11 protein-coding genes are annotated in these 14,827 nt (G+C 67.4%); 9 read left to right on the forward strand and 2 right to left on the reverse strand.

Going from position 1 to position 14,827, the window contains the following annotated elements; genetic code table 11:
• Positions 1 to 474, forward strand: a complete 474-nt coding sequence (locus ACYJP6_RS03895) for a YchJ family protein (RefSeq protein WP_459473554.1) — start codon at positions 1 to 3, stop codon at positions 472 to 474.
• 9 nt (positions 475 to 483) lie between these two features.
• On the opposite strand, the gene ACYJP6_RS03900 is transcribed toward ACYJP6_RS03895, so the two are convergent.
• Positions 484 to 1,008, reverse strand: coding sequence for a hypothetical protein (locus ACYJP6_RS03900; protein ID WP_459473556.1), 525 nt, complete (start codon positions 1,006 to 1,008; stop codon positions 484 to 486).
• A 169-nt stretch (positions 1,009 to 1,177) separates the two neighbouring features.
• Between ACYJP6_RS03900 and ACYJP6_RS03905 the strand changes: the two genes are divergently transcribed.
• Both ACYJP6_RS03905 and ACYJP6_RS03910 read left to right on the forward strand, forming a co-directional pair.
• Positions 1,178 to 1,660 carry an LEA/WHy family protein gene (locus ACYJP6_RS03905; protein WP_459473558.1) on the forward strand — a complete coding sequence of 161 codons (483 nt, stop codon included), beginning with the start codon at positions 1,178 to 1,180 and terminating at the stop codon, positions 1,658 to 1,660.
• 1 nt (position 1,661) lies between these two features.
• Complete coding sequence (locus ACYJP6_RS03910; RefSeq protein ID WP_459473559.1) at positions 1,662 to 1,859, forward strand: SEC-C metal-binding domain-containing protein; 198 nt, start codon at positions 1,662 to 1,664, stop codon at positions 1,857 to 1,859.
• A 450-nt stretch (positions 1,860 to 2,309) separates the two neighbouring features.
• Here the strand turns inward: ACYJP6_RS03910 and ACYJP6_RS03915 are convergent, their stop codons facing one another.
• Positions 2,310 to 3,803, reverse strand: a complete 1,494-nt coding sequence (locus tag ACYJP6_RS03915) for a RimK family protein (protein ID WP_459473561.1) — start codon at positions 3,801 to 3,803, stop codon at positions 2,310 to 2,312.
• Positions 3,804 to 3,942: 139 nt separating this feature from the next.
• Here ACYJP6_RS03915 and ACYJP6_RS03920 point away from each other — a divergent pair, with 139 nt between their 5' ends.
• The 6 genes from ACYJP6_RS03920 (at position 3,943) to ACYJP6_RS03945 (ending at position 14,824) form a co-directional block, all read left to right on the forward strand.
• Entirely contained in the window at positions 3,943 to 5,037 is a 1,095-nt protein-coding gene (locus tag ACYJP6_RS03920; protein WP_459473563.1) for a GNAT family N-acetyltransferase/peptidase C39 family protein, read from the forward strand.
• A 66-nt stretch (positions 5,038 to 5,103) separates the two neighbouring features.
• Positions 5,104 to 6,006, forward strand: coding sequence for a helix-turn-helix domain-containing protein (locus ACYJP6_RS03925; protein WP_459473565.1), 903 nt, complete (start codon positions 5,104 to 5,106; stop codon positions 6,004 to 6,006).
• 173 nt (positions 6,007 to 6,179) lie between these two features.
• Positions 6,180 to 7,013, forward strand: a complete 834-nt coding sequence (yghU, locus tag ACYJP6_RS03930) for a glutathione-dependent disulfide-bond oxidoreductase (protein ID WP_459473567.1) — start codon at positions 6,180 to 6,182, stop codon at positions 7,011 to 7,013.
• A 373-nt stretch (positions 7,014 to 7,386) separates the two neighbouring features.
• Positions 7,387 to 8,571, forward strand: coding sequence for an MdtA/MuxA family multidrug efflux RND transporter periplasmic adaptor subunit (locus ACYJP6_RS03935; protein WP_459473569.1), 1,185 nt, complete (start codon positions 7,387 to 7,389; stop codon positions 8,569 to 8,571).
• Positions 8,568 to 11,726, forward strand: a complete 3,159-nt coding sequence (locus ACYJP6_RS03940) for an efflux RND transporter permease subunit (RefSeq protein ID WP_459473571.1) — start codon at positions 8,568 to 8,570, stop codon at positions 11,724 to 11,726. The genes ACYJP6_RS03935 and ACYJP6_RS03940 overlap by 4 nt, the downstream gene beginning before the upstream one ends.
• The gene (locus ACYJP6_RS03945) at positions 11,723 to 14,824 is read left to right on the forward strand and encodes an efflux RND transporter permease subunit (protein WP_459473573.1); all 3,102 of its coding nucleotides are present in this window, start codon (positions 11,723 to 11,725) and stop codon (positions 14,822 to 14,824) included. Before ACYJP6_RS03940 ends, ACYJP6_RS03945 begins: the two co-directional genes overlap by 4 nt.
• Positions 14,825 to 14,827: the final 3 nt, after the last annotated feature.

Below are 14,827 nucleotides of genomic sequence, written 5' to 3' on the forward strand. Positions count from 1 at the left end.
ATGCAATCCATGGCCCCCTGCCCCTGTGGCGCGGACCGCCCGCTCGGCGACTGTTGCGGTCCGTTCCACGAGGGTCTTCCGGCGCCCGACGCCGAACGGCTGATGCGGTCGCGCTACAGCGCCTATGTGCTGGGTCTGATCGACTACCTGGTGGCTACCACGGCACCGGCGCAGCAGGCGCGATTGGACAAGGAAGCATTGGCGGCCTGGAGCCTGGGCAGCCGCTGGCAGGGCCTGCAGGTGCTGGAGCACAGCCCGGCCCCCGGCGATCCCGCCCACGCCCGGGTCAGTTTCGTGGCCCGCTGGGAAGATGGCCGCGGCGCCCATCGTCACGAAGAGCGTTCGGGCTTCGTCCAGCACGAGGGGCGCTGGTACTTCCTCGACCCCACCGTCCGGCCCCTGCCGGGCCGCAACGACGCCTGCCTGTGCGGCAGCGGCGCCAAGTTCAAGAAGTGCTGCGCCGACTATCTCTAGCTCCGGCCGCTAGTCCCTGACCAGCGTCAGATGATCCGTATCCGGCACGGCGACGGGCAGCGCCGCCGAGGCCGGCCCGAGGTCGCTGCCCACCGGCGCCAGGCTCAGGTGCGAAAGATCGACCTGGGGCGCCGCCGCGGGCGCGGCGCGATCCTGGAGATCGGCGCCCACCGGGGCCAGACCGAAATCCGGCGCCTGGACATCGACGAAGGCGGCCATCACCGCATCCCGGGGCGCGACGCTCAGCGCCCCATGCCCGCCGGAGGCAGGCGCGGACACCACGGCCGGCTCGACCGTCTCGGTCATGGGCACGATCTCGACCAGGGCTCCGGCCTGGGCCAGGGTGGCGCGGTAGCGCTCGGCCGTGGCGGCATCCAGGCGATTCTTGATGATCATGCGCCGACCGGAGAAGAGCACCGCGATGCGCTGTTCATCCGCCTGAAACAGTCGCATCAGATTCTGTCGGGTCTGTTGCGCCTCGGCGCCAGCGACCAGCTCGCCCTGGAAGGCGATTTCATAGAGCACGGCGGACATGACGACCTCCTCGGTCACGGCAAGGGATGCAGGATGCAACGTCGCGCCGGGACGGTCCAGCCCGCACGGTCGCCTGGAGCCGACGTTTTTTTGTTAGCCTGTGCCGAAGCGGCCCCGACTTGTGCAGCAATCGGTGCTTGTTAAACTGCGCAGAAAACGGGAGTGCCGCATGCTTCGCCAGGCCTTGTTCATCACCCTGCTCGGCGTCCTGCTGAGCAGCCTCGGTGGTTGTACCTACATCGGGCGCAACTACGACGAGCCCCAGGTGGAGCTGACGGGCGTGGAGCTGATCCGCGCGCGGCTGTGGAGCCAGGACTTCGTGCTGCACTTCCGGGTCCAGAATCCCAACGACAGCACCCTGCCCGTCCGCAGCCTGGCCTATACGGTCTACCTGAACGATCTGTTGCTGTCCCAGGGCGTCGCCAACCTGCATTCATCGGTGCCGGCCAATGGTCAGCGCAGCTTTTCCGTACCGGTGCAGACCAACCTGTGGCGCTACGTGAAGGACGTGGGCCGCATGCTGGAGGACCCCGACCAGCCGATCAGCTACCGCCTGCGCGGTCGGGTGAAGACCGGCTGGCTGTTCGGTCGCAATGTACATTTTTCTCGCCAGGGGCAGTTCGTGCCTGGCGCCTACATCCCGGAGTTATGAGATGAACCAACACGTCCACGGACCCGATTGCAACCACGATCATGATCACGACCATGGTCATGCGCATCACGTCCACGGTCCGCACTGCAACCACGGCCATGCCCAGGAGCCGGTGCGCAATCCGCTGAAGGAAGTCGGCCGCAACGATCCCTGCCCCTGCGGCAGCGCGAAGAAATTCAAGAAGTGCCACGGCGCCTGAGGGTAGCTGGGTAAGTTGGGCCGAGCGAAAGCGGAGCCTGACGGTGCCAAGGTCGAGCGCCTGATGTTGGGCTTCGACGATAGAGCCATCTCAACCCAACCTACGCCTAGGGCTGGCACCCGTAGGTTGGGCAACGCGCAGCGAAACCCAACGGTGCCGAGGTGTAGCGCCTCCTGTTGGGCTTCGACGGTGGAGCTGTCTCAACCCAACCTACGCTAAGGGCTGGCACCCGTAGGTTGGGCTGAGCGCAGCGAAGCCCAACGGTACCAACGTGTAGCGCCTCCTGTTGGGCTTCGGCGGCGGAGCTGTCTCAGCCCAACCTACGCAGGGGCTGGCACTCGTAGGTTGGGCTGAGCGCAGCGAAGCCCAACGGTACGACGCTGAGCTCTCATGTTGGGCTTCGACGATAAAGCCGTTTCAGCCCAATCCACGCTCCGCGGACCTGGCGCCTTACCAGGGCTGTCCGCCGCGCTGCGACTCCAGCCGCCGGATGAACTCCTCCAGTACCAGGGCGTAGAGATCGTCCTTGAGCACCACGTCTTCCACGCCGCAGTCGATGTTGGGGTTGTCGTTCACCTCGATCACCGCCAGCTTGTCCCCCGCCTGCTTCAGATCCACCCCATAGAGGCCGTCGCCAATCAAATTGGCGGTGCGCACCGCCAGCTCCACCACGGCGTGGGGCGCGTCCTGGACCGCCAGGGTGCGGAAATCGCCGCTGACCTCGGTGGCACTGGCGCTGTGGTCGTAGATCTGCCAGTGGCCCTTGGACATGAAGTACTGGCAGGCGAAGATCGGTTCCTGGTTGAGCACGCCGATGCGCCAGTCGTATTCGGTGTAGAAGAATTCCTGGGCCAGCAGCAGCACCGACCGCTCGAACAGCTCGGCGCTGGCCTTGCGCAGCTGTTCCTGGTCCTCGACCTTGATCACGCCGCGGGAAAAGGAGCCATCGGGGATCTTCAGCACCAGCGGAAAGCCCAGGCGCTCGCCGATCCCCTCGAGCTGGGCGGGGTTGTCCTTGTAGAGGATCTCGGTGGCCGGCATGTCCAGCTTGTGGGCGCGCAGCAGGTCGGCCAGGTAGACCTTGTTGGTGCACCTGAGGATGGAGCGCGGATCGTCCATCACCACCAGGCCTTCGCTTTCGGCCTTCTTGGCGAAGCGATAGGTGTGATGGTCGATGGCGGTGGTCTCGCGGATGAACAGGGCGTCGAATTCCCCCAACCGCGCATAGTCCTTCTTCTCGATCAGCTCGACGTCGAGCCCCAGGTGCTTGCCGACCCGCACGAAGTTCTTCAGCGCCTTGGCATCTGAAGGCGGAAAGGCTTCCTTGGGGTCGTGCAGGATGGCCAGGTCGAAGCGGTACTTCTCGCGCCGCCCGGGCTTGAGCCAGACGCGCCGGCTGAAGCCGTCCAAGGCGTTGGCGAAGAGGTCTTCCTGCTGTTCGTGCAGCTTGTGGATGCTGCCCAGCTTGAGCCCGCCGATGTGCCAGCCGGCACGGTCTCGACGGAACTCCACCAGCAGCAGCGGACAGGGGAAGGCTTCGAACACTTGGCGCGCCAGGTCCTGGAGCGGCTCGATGTCGGTGTTGCCGAAGTACAGCGTGAGGGTGAAGCCGTCGGCGCTGCCATAGGGATGACCGGCCAGCGCCTTGGTCAGCAGCTTGTCGAGGTCTTCCAGCGCCAGGCCATAGAGGGACTTGCGCGCCAGTTCGCTGATGGTGCGGACCGACGGGATGACCTTGTGCCCGCGGGCCTCGGCGAGCAGCGAGCAGTAATAGCCGTGGCCGAGGTACTTCTGGCTGCGGCAGAGGTTGATGACCTGGACCCGCTTGCCGTTGTCCTGCTCATTGGATTGCTCCAGGTATTCCTGGGCGGTGATGACGTCTTCGCTGGGATAGTAGGACGACCAGTCTTCCTTGCGTTCCACGACGATATACAGCTTGCTCACTGGACCTCCTCGGTGCGGGGCGCGGTCCCGACGGAAACCTGAATGCCGCCGGACCACTCCAAATGTTGTACCGCGGGCGCTATTAACCGTTGCTTAACCATGGCAGGCTGCCCGCCCCGCTCCAGGAGAATCCTTCGCGATGAGTTTCATGCTCAGGCCCGCCGGGCTGGACGATCTGGCGGCACTGGTCGATCTGGAAGCCCGCTGCTTCAGCTATGACCGCCTTTCCCGGCGCAATTTCCACTGGATGCTCACCCGGGCGAATGCGGTGCTGATCCTCGCCGAAAACGGTACCCAGGTGGCCGGCTATGCCCTGGTGCTGTTCCACCAGAACACCTCCCTCGCCCGCCTCTACTCCATCGCCGTCGACCCCGCCGCCCGTGGCCATCGCCTGGGCCAGCGCCTGCTGGACGCCGCCGAAGCCGAGGCGGTGGAACGCGACTGCGCCTATCTGCGGCTGGAGGTACGGCCGGACAACGCGGCAGCCATCGCGCTCTACGAGCGCAACGGCTATCTGCCCTTCGCCACGGTGGAGGACTACTACGAGGACCATAGCCAGGCGTTGCGCTTCGAGAAACGCATTCGCCAGCCGCGCGAGGGCCAGGCGCGTCCGGTGCCCTTCTATCGCCAGACCACCGACTTCACCTGCGGCCCGGCCTCCCTGCTGATGGCCATGGGCGCGCTGCAGCCCGGACGCGCCCTGGAGCGGCGCGAGGAATTGCGCCTGTGGCGGGAGGCCACCACCATCTACATGACCGCCGGGCACGGCGGCTGCGGGCCCCACGGCCTGGCCCTGGCCGCCCAGCGGCGGGGCTTCCAGGTGACGCTGCAGGTGAATACCCGCGGCCCGCTGTTCCTCGATGGGGTGCGCAGCGAGGAGAAGAAGGAGGTCATGCGCCTGGTGCACGAGGATTTCAGTGCCGAGATCAAGCAACTGCCGATCGAGCGCCTCTACCGCACCCGGCTGGACGTGGCGGCCTGGGTCGCCGAAGGAGCCTTTCCGCTGGTGCTGATCAGCTCCTTCCGCCTGACCAAGGCCAAGGGCCCGCACTGGGTGCTGGTCACCGACTGCGACGAGGATTTCGTCTACCTGCACGACCCCGACGTGGACCACAGCCAGCATCGCCGGGAACTGGACTGCCAGCACATCCCGGTGTCCCATGCCGAATTCGACAAGATGAGCCGTTTCGGCCGCGGCAAACTGCGCGCGGCGGTGATCCTGCGGGCGGGCTGAACCCAGGGTTGCGCAGGACGTCCAACAGGGCCAGGATCAAGACCAAGAACAACGACGGGGCGGTCCATGAGTCAAGCCTTGCGCAAGAACAATCCCTCCTACGAGTTGATGGAGGACCTCAGTGGGCACTCGGTGATCTACCGGGAGCACGGCTTCCCCTGCCCGCTGGTGCGCTGGCATTTCCACAAGGAGTACGAGCTGCACCTGATCGTGGCCAGCTCGGGCACCGCCTTCATCGGCGACTACATCGGCAACTTCTACCCGGGCAGTCTGTTCCTGACCGGGCCGCACCTGCCGCACAACTGGATCAGCCGCATCGCCGAAGGCGAGGTGGTGGCCAAGCGCGACATGCTGGTCAACTTCACCGATGAGACGGTCGATAACGCCACCGCGGTATTCCCCGAGCTCAGTGGACTCGCGCCCCTGCTGGACCGGGCCCGCTATGGCATCGAATTCCACGACCCCCAGCTGATCGTGCGGGCCGAGCAGCTGCTGCAGCACATTTCCGAAAGCGGGGGTGCCACGCGCCTCGGCCATTTCCTGGTGCTCATGGAGGCCCTGGCCACCTCGGAGCGTTACCAGCTGCTATCCGGAGCGGTGGAGCCGGGTACCGCCAGCGAGCAGGCCGTGGACCGGACCAACCGGACCGTGAACTTCATCTTCGATCATTACCAGCGCGACCTCACCCAGGAGGAGGTGGCCGAACACCTGGGGATGACGCCCACCTATTTTTCGCGCTTCTTCCGCCAGGCCACTGGGCGGACCTTCGTCGAGTTCGTCAACAGCCTGCGCATCAGCAAGGCTTGCGAGCTGCTGTCCCACAGCCGCCGACCGGTGACCGACATCTGCTTCGAGGCCGGCTTCAACAACATCTCCAACTTCAATCGGCGCTTCCATCAGCTCAAGGGCATGACCCCGCGCCAGTACCGCACCCTGACGGCCCAGCGGCTGACCGAGCAGAACGCCTGATCGATCGCCGGACCTTCAGCTCGCTGACGAAGGCGTCCTGAGCGCTCAGCGAGCCGAGGCCACGCTGCCAGGGTTTCCCGTTTGTCCTCGGCATGAGCGCCGTTCGATAGTCCGATGGCAAAGTTCGGTTATGATCGAACTACCAACCCTTGCCGAACGAGGAACGTGACACCATGACCGACTCCTACACTCCCCCACGCGTCTGGACGCCCACCACCTCCGGCGGTAACTTCGCCAGCATCAACCGGCCCGTCGCCGGCCCCACCCACGACCAGGCGCTGCCGGTCGGCGAGCATCCCTTCCAGCTCTATTCCCTGGGGACGCCCAACGGTATGAAGGTCACCATCCTGCTGGAGGAGCTGCTGGCCCTCGGGCACCGGGAGGCCGAATACGATGCCTGGCTGATTCGCATCGGCGAGGGCGAGCAATTCTCCAGCGGCTTCGTCGAGATCAACCCGAACTCCAAGATCCCCGCCCTGGTGGATCGCCGGGGCGCCGAGCCGTTGCGGGTGTTCGAGTCGGGCGCCATCCTGCTCTATCTCGCCGACAGCTTCGGCGCCTTCATCCCCAAGGATCATGCCGGTCGTACCGAGACGCTGAACTGGCTGTTCTGGCAGATGGGCTCGGCACCCTTCGTCGGCGGCGGCTTCGGCCATTTCTATGCCTATGCGCCGGAAAAGCTCGAATACCCCATCAATCGCTACGCCATGGAAACCAAGCGCCAGCTCGATGTGCTCGACCGCCTGCTGACCGAGCGTCCCTATGTGGCGGGCGAGGAATACGGCATCGCCGACATCGCCATCTGGAGCTGGTACGGCAACCTGGTGCTGGGCCAGCTCTACAACGCCGCAGAGTTCCTCTCGGTGCAGGACTACTCGCACGTGCAGCGCTGGGCCAAGGCCATCGCCGCGCGGCCGGCGGTGCAGCGCGGACGCCGGGTCAATCGCACCTGGGGTGAGCCGGGCGAACAGTTGGCCGAGCGGCATTCGGCGGCGGACCTGGACTGACACGCCAAAGAAAGCAGCGGGGCCGTTGGGCTTCGCTGCGCTCAACCGCAACCTATCTCGACACCCGGGCGGTCCCTGGTTGCAGGTAGGCGGACCTGAAGCCGGTCTTTGGGTTCGCTGATCGCGGCCATGGCGGTCCGCCGGTGCGGCCGCTCCTACGGGCACCCGTAGGTTGGATTGAGCGCAGCGAAGTCCAACATCGCCTCGGGGCCGGCACTGTTGGGCTTCGACGATGGAGCCGTCTCAACCCAACCCACGGTTTATCGCGGTCATGGCCGCGATGAGACGTGCAAAAACCTGGTGTGGGCCCCTTCCATATTTCCTGCACATTTGCCCCGCAGCCTGACCCCCATCGCAGTCAGGTCTGGCAGGCATGAGCAGGAAATCCCGCATTCTCGTCGTTATGGTCTTGGCCGGCGTCGCCCTGGCGCTGGGACTCAAGCTGCATGGGCGCGCCACCGATACCGGCAGCACCGCCCATGGCAGCCATGGCGGTCACGCCTGGGCCACCGCCGCGGGGCCGGGGCAAACCCTCACCGTGGCGGTGGCCCAGGCCGGGCATGCCGACGTACCGGTCACCCTCACCGCCCTGGGCACCGTGGTGGCCAATGCCAGCGTCACGGTGACCACCCGGGTCGCCGGCCAGCTGGAGCAGGTGTTCTTCACCGAGGGCCAGCGGGTAAAGCAGGGCCAGTTGCTGGCACAGATCGATCCACGGCCCTACCAGGCCACCCTCGACCAGTACCGTGGCGACCTGGCGCAGAACCAAGCGCTACTCAAGAGCGCCCAGCTGACGCTGGAACGCTATCGGCGCCTGGCGGCCAAGGACTCCCTCGCCAAGCAGGAACTGGATACCCAGGTCGCCACCGTGGGCCAATACCAGGGCGCCGTGCAGGCCGACCAGGCGCAGATCGCCGCCGCCCAGCTGAACCTGCAATATGCCCGCATCGTCTCGCCGATCGCCGGCTATGCCGGCCTGCGCCTGGTCGATGCCGGCAACTACCTGGCCGCCGGCGACACCACCGGCATCGTCAGCATCACCCAGACCGATCCCATCGCGGTGACCTTCAGCCTGCCCCAGGCGACGCTGGCCACCCTGCTGCCCAAGGTCCGCCAGGGCCAGGGGCTGGCGGTGACCGCCCTGGACCAGTTGGGCAGTACGCCCCTGGCCGAGGGCAGCCTGAAATTCATCAGCAACGAGATCGACACGGCCACCGGCAGCATCAAGCTCAAGGCGGTGTTCGCCAATCCGGACGAGAAGCTCTATCCGAACCAGTTCGTCAACGTACGCCTGCAGACCGACACCCTGAAGAACGCCGTGGTGGTCCCCGCTGCCGCCGTGCAGCTGGGCAGCGACGGCAGCTTCGTCTATGTGGTGGGGGCCGGAGACAAGGTCGAGCGGCGCGGCGTGACCCCGGGGCCGGCGCTAGGCGACCGGGTGGCCATCACCCAGGGGCTGCAGGGCGACGAGCGGGTCGTCACCCGTGGCATCGACCACCTGCGCGACGGCGCCCAGGTCCGGGTGGAAGCCACCCCGGCGGCGGACGCCAGCCGATGAATCCGTCGCGGCTGTTCATCCAGCGGCCGGTGGCCACGGTGCTGCTGATGGTGGCGGTGCTGTTCGCCGGCATCCTGGGCTATCGCCTGCTACCCATCTCGGCACTGCCGGAGGTGGACTATCCCATCATCCAGGTCACCACGCTCTATCCCGGGGCCAGCGCCAAGGTGCTGGCCACCGCGGTGACCGCCCCGCTGGAGCGCCAGCTCGGGCAGATGGCGGGCCTGGCGCAGCAGTATTCCACCAGCTCGGCCGGGGCTTCGGTGATCACCCTGAAGTTCGATCTCAGCCTGTCGCTGGACGTCGCCGAGCAGGAGGTACAGGCCGCGATCAACGCCGCCAACAGCTACCTGCCGAGCAACCTGCCCAATCCGCCCACCTACAAGAAGGTCAATCCGGCCGACGCCCCGGTGCTGACCCTGGCCGCTACTTCGGACAGCCTGCCGCTGACCCAGGTGCAGGACCTGGTCAACACCCGCCTGGCGCTGAAGCTGGCGCAGATCTCCGGGGTCGGCCTGGTGACCCTGGCCGGCGGCCAGCAGCCGGCGGTACGCATCGACGCCAATCCCAAGGCCCTGGCCGCCCATGGACTGACCCTGGAAGACGTCTATACGGTGGTCAACGCGGCCAACGTCAACGGCTCCAAGGGCGGCTTCGACGGCCCCGACCATTCCATCACCATCGACGCCAACGACCAGTTGCGCAGCGCCGCCGAGTATGGCGACCTGGTGCTCACCTACGAGGACGGCGCGGCGCTGCGCCTTAAGGACGTCGCCACCACCACCGAGGCGCCGGAGAACGCCTACCTGCAGGCCACCGCCAACGGGCGTCCGGCCATCGTCATCAATATCCAGCGCCAGCCGGGTGCCAACGTCATCGGCGTGGTCGACGCCATCCAGGCACAGTTGCCCAAGCTGCGCGCGGCACTGCCGGACAGCGTCCAGCTGACGGTCCTGGCCGACCGTACCCAGACCATCCGCGCGTCGCTTGCGGACGTGCAGTTCGAGTTGCTGCTGTCCATCGCCCTGGTGGTGATGGTGACCTTCCTGTTCCTGCGCAACCTTACCGCCACCCTGATTCCCAGCCTGGCGGTGCCGCTGTCGCTGGTAGGCACCTTCGGCGTCATGTACCTGGCCGGCTTCTCGCTGAACAACCTGACGCTGATGGCCCTGACCATCGCCACCGGCTTCGTCATCGACGATGCCATCGTGGTGGTGGAGAACATCGCCCGCCATCTGGAGGAGGGCGAGCCACCGCTGCAGGCGACGCTGCGCGGGTCGCGGGAGATCGGCTTCACCATCATCTCCCTGACCTTCTCGCTGATCGCCGTGCTGATCCCGCTGCTGTTCATGGGCGACGTGGTGGGGCGGCTGTTCCGCGAATTCGCCATCACCCTGGCAGTGGCCATCCTGGTCTCGCTGTTCGTCTCCCTCACCCTCACCCCGATGCTCTGCGGCCAGCTGCTGCGGCACGTGCCGCTGGAACGCCAGGGGCGCTTCGCGCGCTGGGGCGAACGGCAATTCGAGCGCCTGGTGGCCGGCTACGACCGGACCCTGGCCGTGGTGCTGGACCATCCGCGCCTGACCCTGCTGGTGGCCGTGGCGACCGTGGCGCTGACCGCCCTGCTCTACCTGCTGGTACCCAAGGGTTTCTTCCCCGGCGAGGATACCGGCCTGATCGTCGGCTTCACCCGTGCCTCCCAGGACGTCTCCTTCGACGCCATGGCGCGCCGCCAGCAGGCGGTGGTGCAACGGGTGCTGGCCGATCCGGCGGTGGCCACGGTCACCTCCAGCATCGGCGTGGATGGCACCAACGCGACCCTCAACCAGGGGCGCCTGCAGATCCAGCTCAAGTCGTTCGAGCAACGCAGCGAGCGGGCCCCGGCCATCATCCAGCGCCTCAAGCAGGCCGCGGCGGACGTCGCCGGCATCCGCCTGGACCTGGTGGCCAGCCAGGAGCTGACGGTGGACGACCAGCTCACCCCCAGCCAGTACCAGTTCACCCTGGACGATGCCGACGGCACCAAGCTGGCCGCCCTGCTGCCGCCGCTGATGCAGCGCCTGCAGGCGCGCCCCGAGCTGCGCGACGTGCTCGACGATCTGGAAGACCAGGGCCTCACCGCCCAGGTGGAACTGGATCGCGCCGCCGCCGCGCGCTTCGGCATCACCGCCGCCGACGTCGACACGGCGCTGTACAACGCCTTCGGCCAACGGCTGATCTCCACCATCTTCACCCAGGCCAACCAGTACCGCGTGGTCTTGCAGGTGCCGGGTGCCTTCCAGCAGAGCGCGGCGGCCTTCGGCGACATCTACCTGGCGCCCGCGACTTCCTCGACCGCCAGCGCCGGTACGACGAGCAGTGGCTCGACGAGCAGCAGTACCGGCAGCGCCACCAAGGGCCTGGTGCGCCTCACCGATATCGCCCGCATCGAGCAGCGGCCCGGCGCCCTGGCGTTGACGCGCCTGGGGCAGTTCCCGGCGGTGACGGTCTCCTTCAACCTGGCCGACGGCTATTCCCTGGAACAGGCGCAACAGGCCATCGCCCAAGCCATGCAAGAGGCCCAGGCGCCGAGCAGCGTCACCCTCAGGTACCAAGGCGCGGCCCAGGCCTTCCAGCAGGCGGCCGGCAACACCCTGTGGCTGATCCTGGCCGCGGTGGTGGTGATGTACATCGTGCTCGGGGTGCTCTACGAGAGCTTCATCCACCCGGTGACCATCCTCTCCACCCTGCCCTCGGCGGCCATCGGTGCCCTGCTGCTGCTCTTGCTGAGCGGTACCGAGTTCACCCTGATCGCCCTGATCGGCGTGGTGCTGCTGATCGGCATCGTCAAGAAGAACGCCATCATGATGGTGGACTTCGCCCTGGAGGGCCGCCAGCAGTTGCACCTGGCGCCGCGCGAGGCCATCCATCGCGCCTGCCTGCTGCGCCTGAGACCCATCCTGATGACCACCATGGCCGCCCTGCTCGGCGCCCTGCCGCTGATGTTCGCCAGCGGCTCCGGCGCCGAGCTGCGCCGGCCACTGGGACTGGTGATCGTCGGTGGCTTGCTGGTCAGCCAAGTGCTGACGCTCTACACCACGCCGGTGATCTACCTGGCCTTCGATAGCCTCGGCGAGCGGCTAGGCCGGCGGCTGCGGCGGGGCGACGCGCGATGAATCCGCTGCGCCTGTTCGTCCTCAAGCCGGTCGCCACCCTGCTGCTGAGCCTGGCGGTGCTGCTGCTCGGCCTGCTCGGCTACGCCCAGCTGCCGGTGGCGCCGCTGCCCAAGGTGGATTTCCCTACCATCGTGGTCACCGCCAGCCTGCCCGGCGCCAGCCCCGAGACCATGGCCGCCACCGTGGCCACGCCGCTGGAGCGCAGCCTCGGCCAGATCGCCGGGATCACCGAGCTGACCTCCAGCAGCAGCCAGGGCGCCACCACCCTGATCCTGCAATTCGACCTGTCGCGCAACATCGATGGCGCCGCCCGCGACGTCCAGGCCGGCATCAACGCCGCGCGCAGCCTGCTGCCCAGCGGCATGCCGAGCCTGCCCACCTATCGCAAGGCCAATCCCACGGAATCACCGATCCTGATGCTGGCGCTGACCTCCAAGACGCGCAGTCCAGGCGAGCTCTATGACCTGGCGTCGAGCATCCTGCAGCAGAAGATCGCCCAGGTGCAGGGCGTCGGCCAGGTGTCGATCCGCGGCAGTTCGCTGCCGGCGATCCGCATCGAGCTGCAACCCCAGCAGCTGGCCCATGCCGGCATCGCCCTGGACAGCGTGCGCAGCGCCATCGCCAACGCCACCACCCATGGCGCCAAGGGCGTGCTGCACGCCGAGGGCCAGACCTGGTCGATCGAGAGCAACGGCCAGCTGGAACAGGCGGCGGACTATGGGCAGCTGATCGTCGGCTACCAGCAGGGCGCCGCGGTACGGCTGAGCGACGTGGCGCGGGTCTATGCCACGGTGGAGGATGTCTACGTCAGCGGCTCGCTGAACGGCCAGCCCTCGGTGACCCTGGCCGTGACCCGCCAGGCCGGCGCCAACATGTTGCAGACCCTGGACGCCATCAAGGCCCAGCTGCCGGCCCTGCAGGCCCTGGTACCCGGCGACGTGGACCTGGTGCCGGTGATCGATCGATCGTCCAGCATTCGCGCCTCCCTGCACTCCACCGAGGAGACCCTGCTGGTGGCGGTGCTGCTGGTGATCGGGGTGGTGTTCGTCTTCCTGCGCGACCTGCGCGCCACCCTGGTGCCGGCGCTGGTGCTGCCGCTGTCCCTGATCGGCACCTGCGCGGTGATGTACCTGCTGGACTACAGCCTGGACAACCTCTCGCTGATGGCGCTGATCATCGCCACCGGCTTCGTGGTGGACGACGCCATCGTGGTGCTGGAGAACATCACCCGCCATCGCGAACTGGGCCGCGGCCCGTTGCGCGCGGCGCTGATCGGCGGGCGCGAGGTGGCCTTCACCGTGCTGTCCATGACCCTGTCGCTGATCGCCGTGTTCATCCCGCTGCTGCTCATGGGCGGTATCGTCGGCCGGCTGTTCCGCGAATTCGCGGTGACCCTCAGCGTGGCCCTGGTCATCTCCATGCTGCTGTCGCTGACGCTGACCCCCATGCTCTGCGCCCGGCTGCTGCGCGAGCGGGCGCCCGCAGCGCCGGTACCGGCGGTCTATCGCCGCATCGAGGGCGCCCTGGCGGGTCTGCAAGCCGGCTATCTGCGCGGCCTGGACTGGGTCTTGCGGCATCCGCTGCTGACCCTGGCCAGCCTGGCGCTGACCGTGCTGCTCAACGTCTATCTCTATGTGGTGGTGCCCAAGGGCTTCTTCCCGGACCAGGACACCGGGGTGCTGATGGGCGCCATCCGCGCCGACCAGAACATTTCCTACCAGGCCCTGGCGCCCTACGTGAAGGAGATCGCCGCCCAGCTGCGCCAAGACCCGGACGTGGCCGCGGTGATGGCCTCCACCGGCGGCGGCATGTTCGGCTCGCGCAACTCGGCGCAGTTCTTCATCCGCCTCAAGGACTACAGCGAACGCCAGGCCAGCGCCCAGCAGATCGGCAACCGCCTCAGCCAGCTCGGCAGCCGCCATGCGGGCATCCAGCTGTTCCTCATGCCCGCCCAGGACCTGCGGGTGGGCGGCCGCAGCGCCAACGCCACCTACCAGTTCAGCCTGCAGGCCGACGACCTCGACGAATTGCGCAGCTGGACGCCCAGGGTGGAGGCCGCCTTCAAGGCGCTGCCGGAACTGACCGGGGTGGACTCCGATGCCCAGACCGGCGGGCAGGAGGTGCGCCTGGAGATCGACCGCGCCGCCGCCAGCCGCCTGGGGGTGACCGTCAAGGATCTCGATACCCTGCTGGACAATGCCTTCAGCCAGCGCCAGGTCGCCACCCTCTATCGCACCCTCAACCAGTACCACGTGGTGCTGGGGCTGGCGCCAGCCTACACCCAGGATCCGCAGGTACTGCGCCAGCTCTATGTGGTGACCAGCAGTGGCGACCAGGTCCCGCTGGCCGCCTTCGCCCGCTTCGCCGGCGGCAACGCGGCCCTGGCGGTGGCGCACCAGGGCCAGATGGCCACCAGCACCCTGGCCTTCAATCTGGCCGATGGAGTCTCCCTGGAACAGGCCCAGGCGGCGATCCAGGCGGCGCTGAGCAAGGTCGGCCTGCCGCGGGAGATCCAGTCTGGCTTCCAGGGCACCGCCCAGGCCTTCGCCACCCTGGTCGCCCAGATCCCCTGGCTGGTGGCCGCGGCGCTGGCGGCCATCTACCTGGTGCTGGGCATGCTCTATGAGAGCTACATCCATCCGCTGACCATCCTCTCCACCCTGCCCTCCGCGGGGGTGGGCGCCCTGTTGCTGCTACTGGCGACCGGGACCCAGCTGACCCTCATCGCCCTGATCGGCATCCTGCTGCTGATCGGCATCGTCAAGAAGAACGCCATCCTGCTGGTGGACTTCGCCCTGGCGGCCGAGCGCGAGCGGGGCCTGGCGCCGGCCGAGGCCATCCGCGAGGCCTGCCGGCTGAGATTCCGGCCGATCCTGATGACCACCCTGGCGGCCTTCTTCGGCGCCCTGCCGCTGGCCCTGGGCAGCGGCGGCGACGACGAGTTGCGCCGTCCCCTGGGGCTAGCCATCGCCGGCGGCCTGGCCCTGAGCCAGGTGCTGACGCTCTTCACCACCCCGGTGGTATTCCTCTGTCTCGACCGCCTGAGCCGCGCCAGTCGCCGCTTCTGGCGCACGCAGCTGCGCCGCTCCGCGGCCTGAAGG

The organism is Pseudomonas sp. No.117, assembly GCF_054558395.1.

Bases quoted from the DNA above. Each gene is read 5' to 3' on its own strand.
- ACYJP6_RS03925 (WP_459473565.1), top strand. From the start codon at position 5,104: ATGAGTCAAGCCTTGCGCAAGAACAATCCCTCCTACGAGTTGATGGAG.
- ACYJP6_RS03935 (WP_459473569.1), top strand. From the start codon at position 7,387: ATGAGCAGGAAATCCCGCATTCTCGTCGTTATGGTCTTGGCCGGCGTC.
- ACYJP6_RS03895 (WP_459473554.1), top strand. From the start codon at position 1: ATGCAATCCATGGCCCCCTGCCCCTGTGGCGCGGACCGCCCGCTCGGC.
- ACYJP6_RS03900 (WP_459473556.1), bottom strand. From the start codon at position 1,008: ATGTCCGCCGTGCTCTATGAAATCGCCTTCCAGGGCGAGCTGGTCGCT.
- ACYJP6_RS03945 (WP_459473573.1), top strand. From the start codon at position 11,723: ATGAATCCGCTGCGCCTGTTCGTCCTCAAGCCGGTCGCCACCCTGCTG.
- ACYJP6_RS03940 (WP_459473571.1), top strand. From the start codon at position 8,568: ATGAATCCGTCGCGGCTGTTCATCCAGCGGCCGGTGGCCACGGTGCTG.
- ACYJP6_RS03920 (WP_459473563.1), top strand. From the start codon at position 3,943: ATGAGTTTCATGCTCAGGCCCGCCGGGCTGGACGATCTGGCGGCACTG.
- yghU (WP_459473567.1), top strand. From the start codon at position 6,180: ATGACCGACTCCTACACTCCCCCACGCGTCTGGACGCCCACCACCTCC.
- ACYJP6_RS03905 (WP_459473558.1), top strand. From the start codon at position 1,178: ATGCTTCGCCAGGCCTTGTTCATCACCCTGCTCGGCGTCCTGCTGAGC.
- ACYJP6_RS03910 (WP_459473559.1), top strand. From the start codon at position 1,662: ATGAACCAACACGTCCACGGACCCGATTGCAACCACGATCATGATCAC.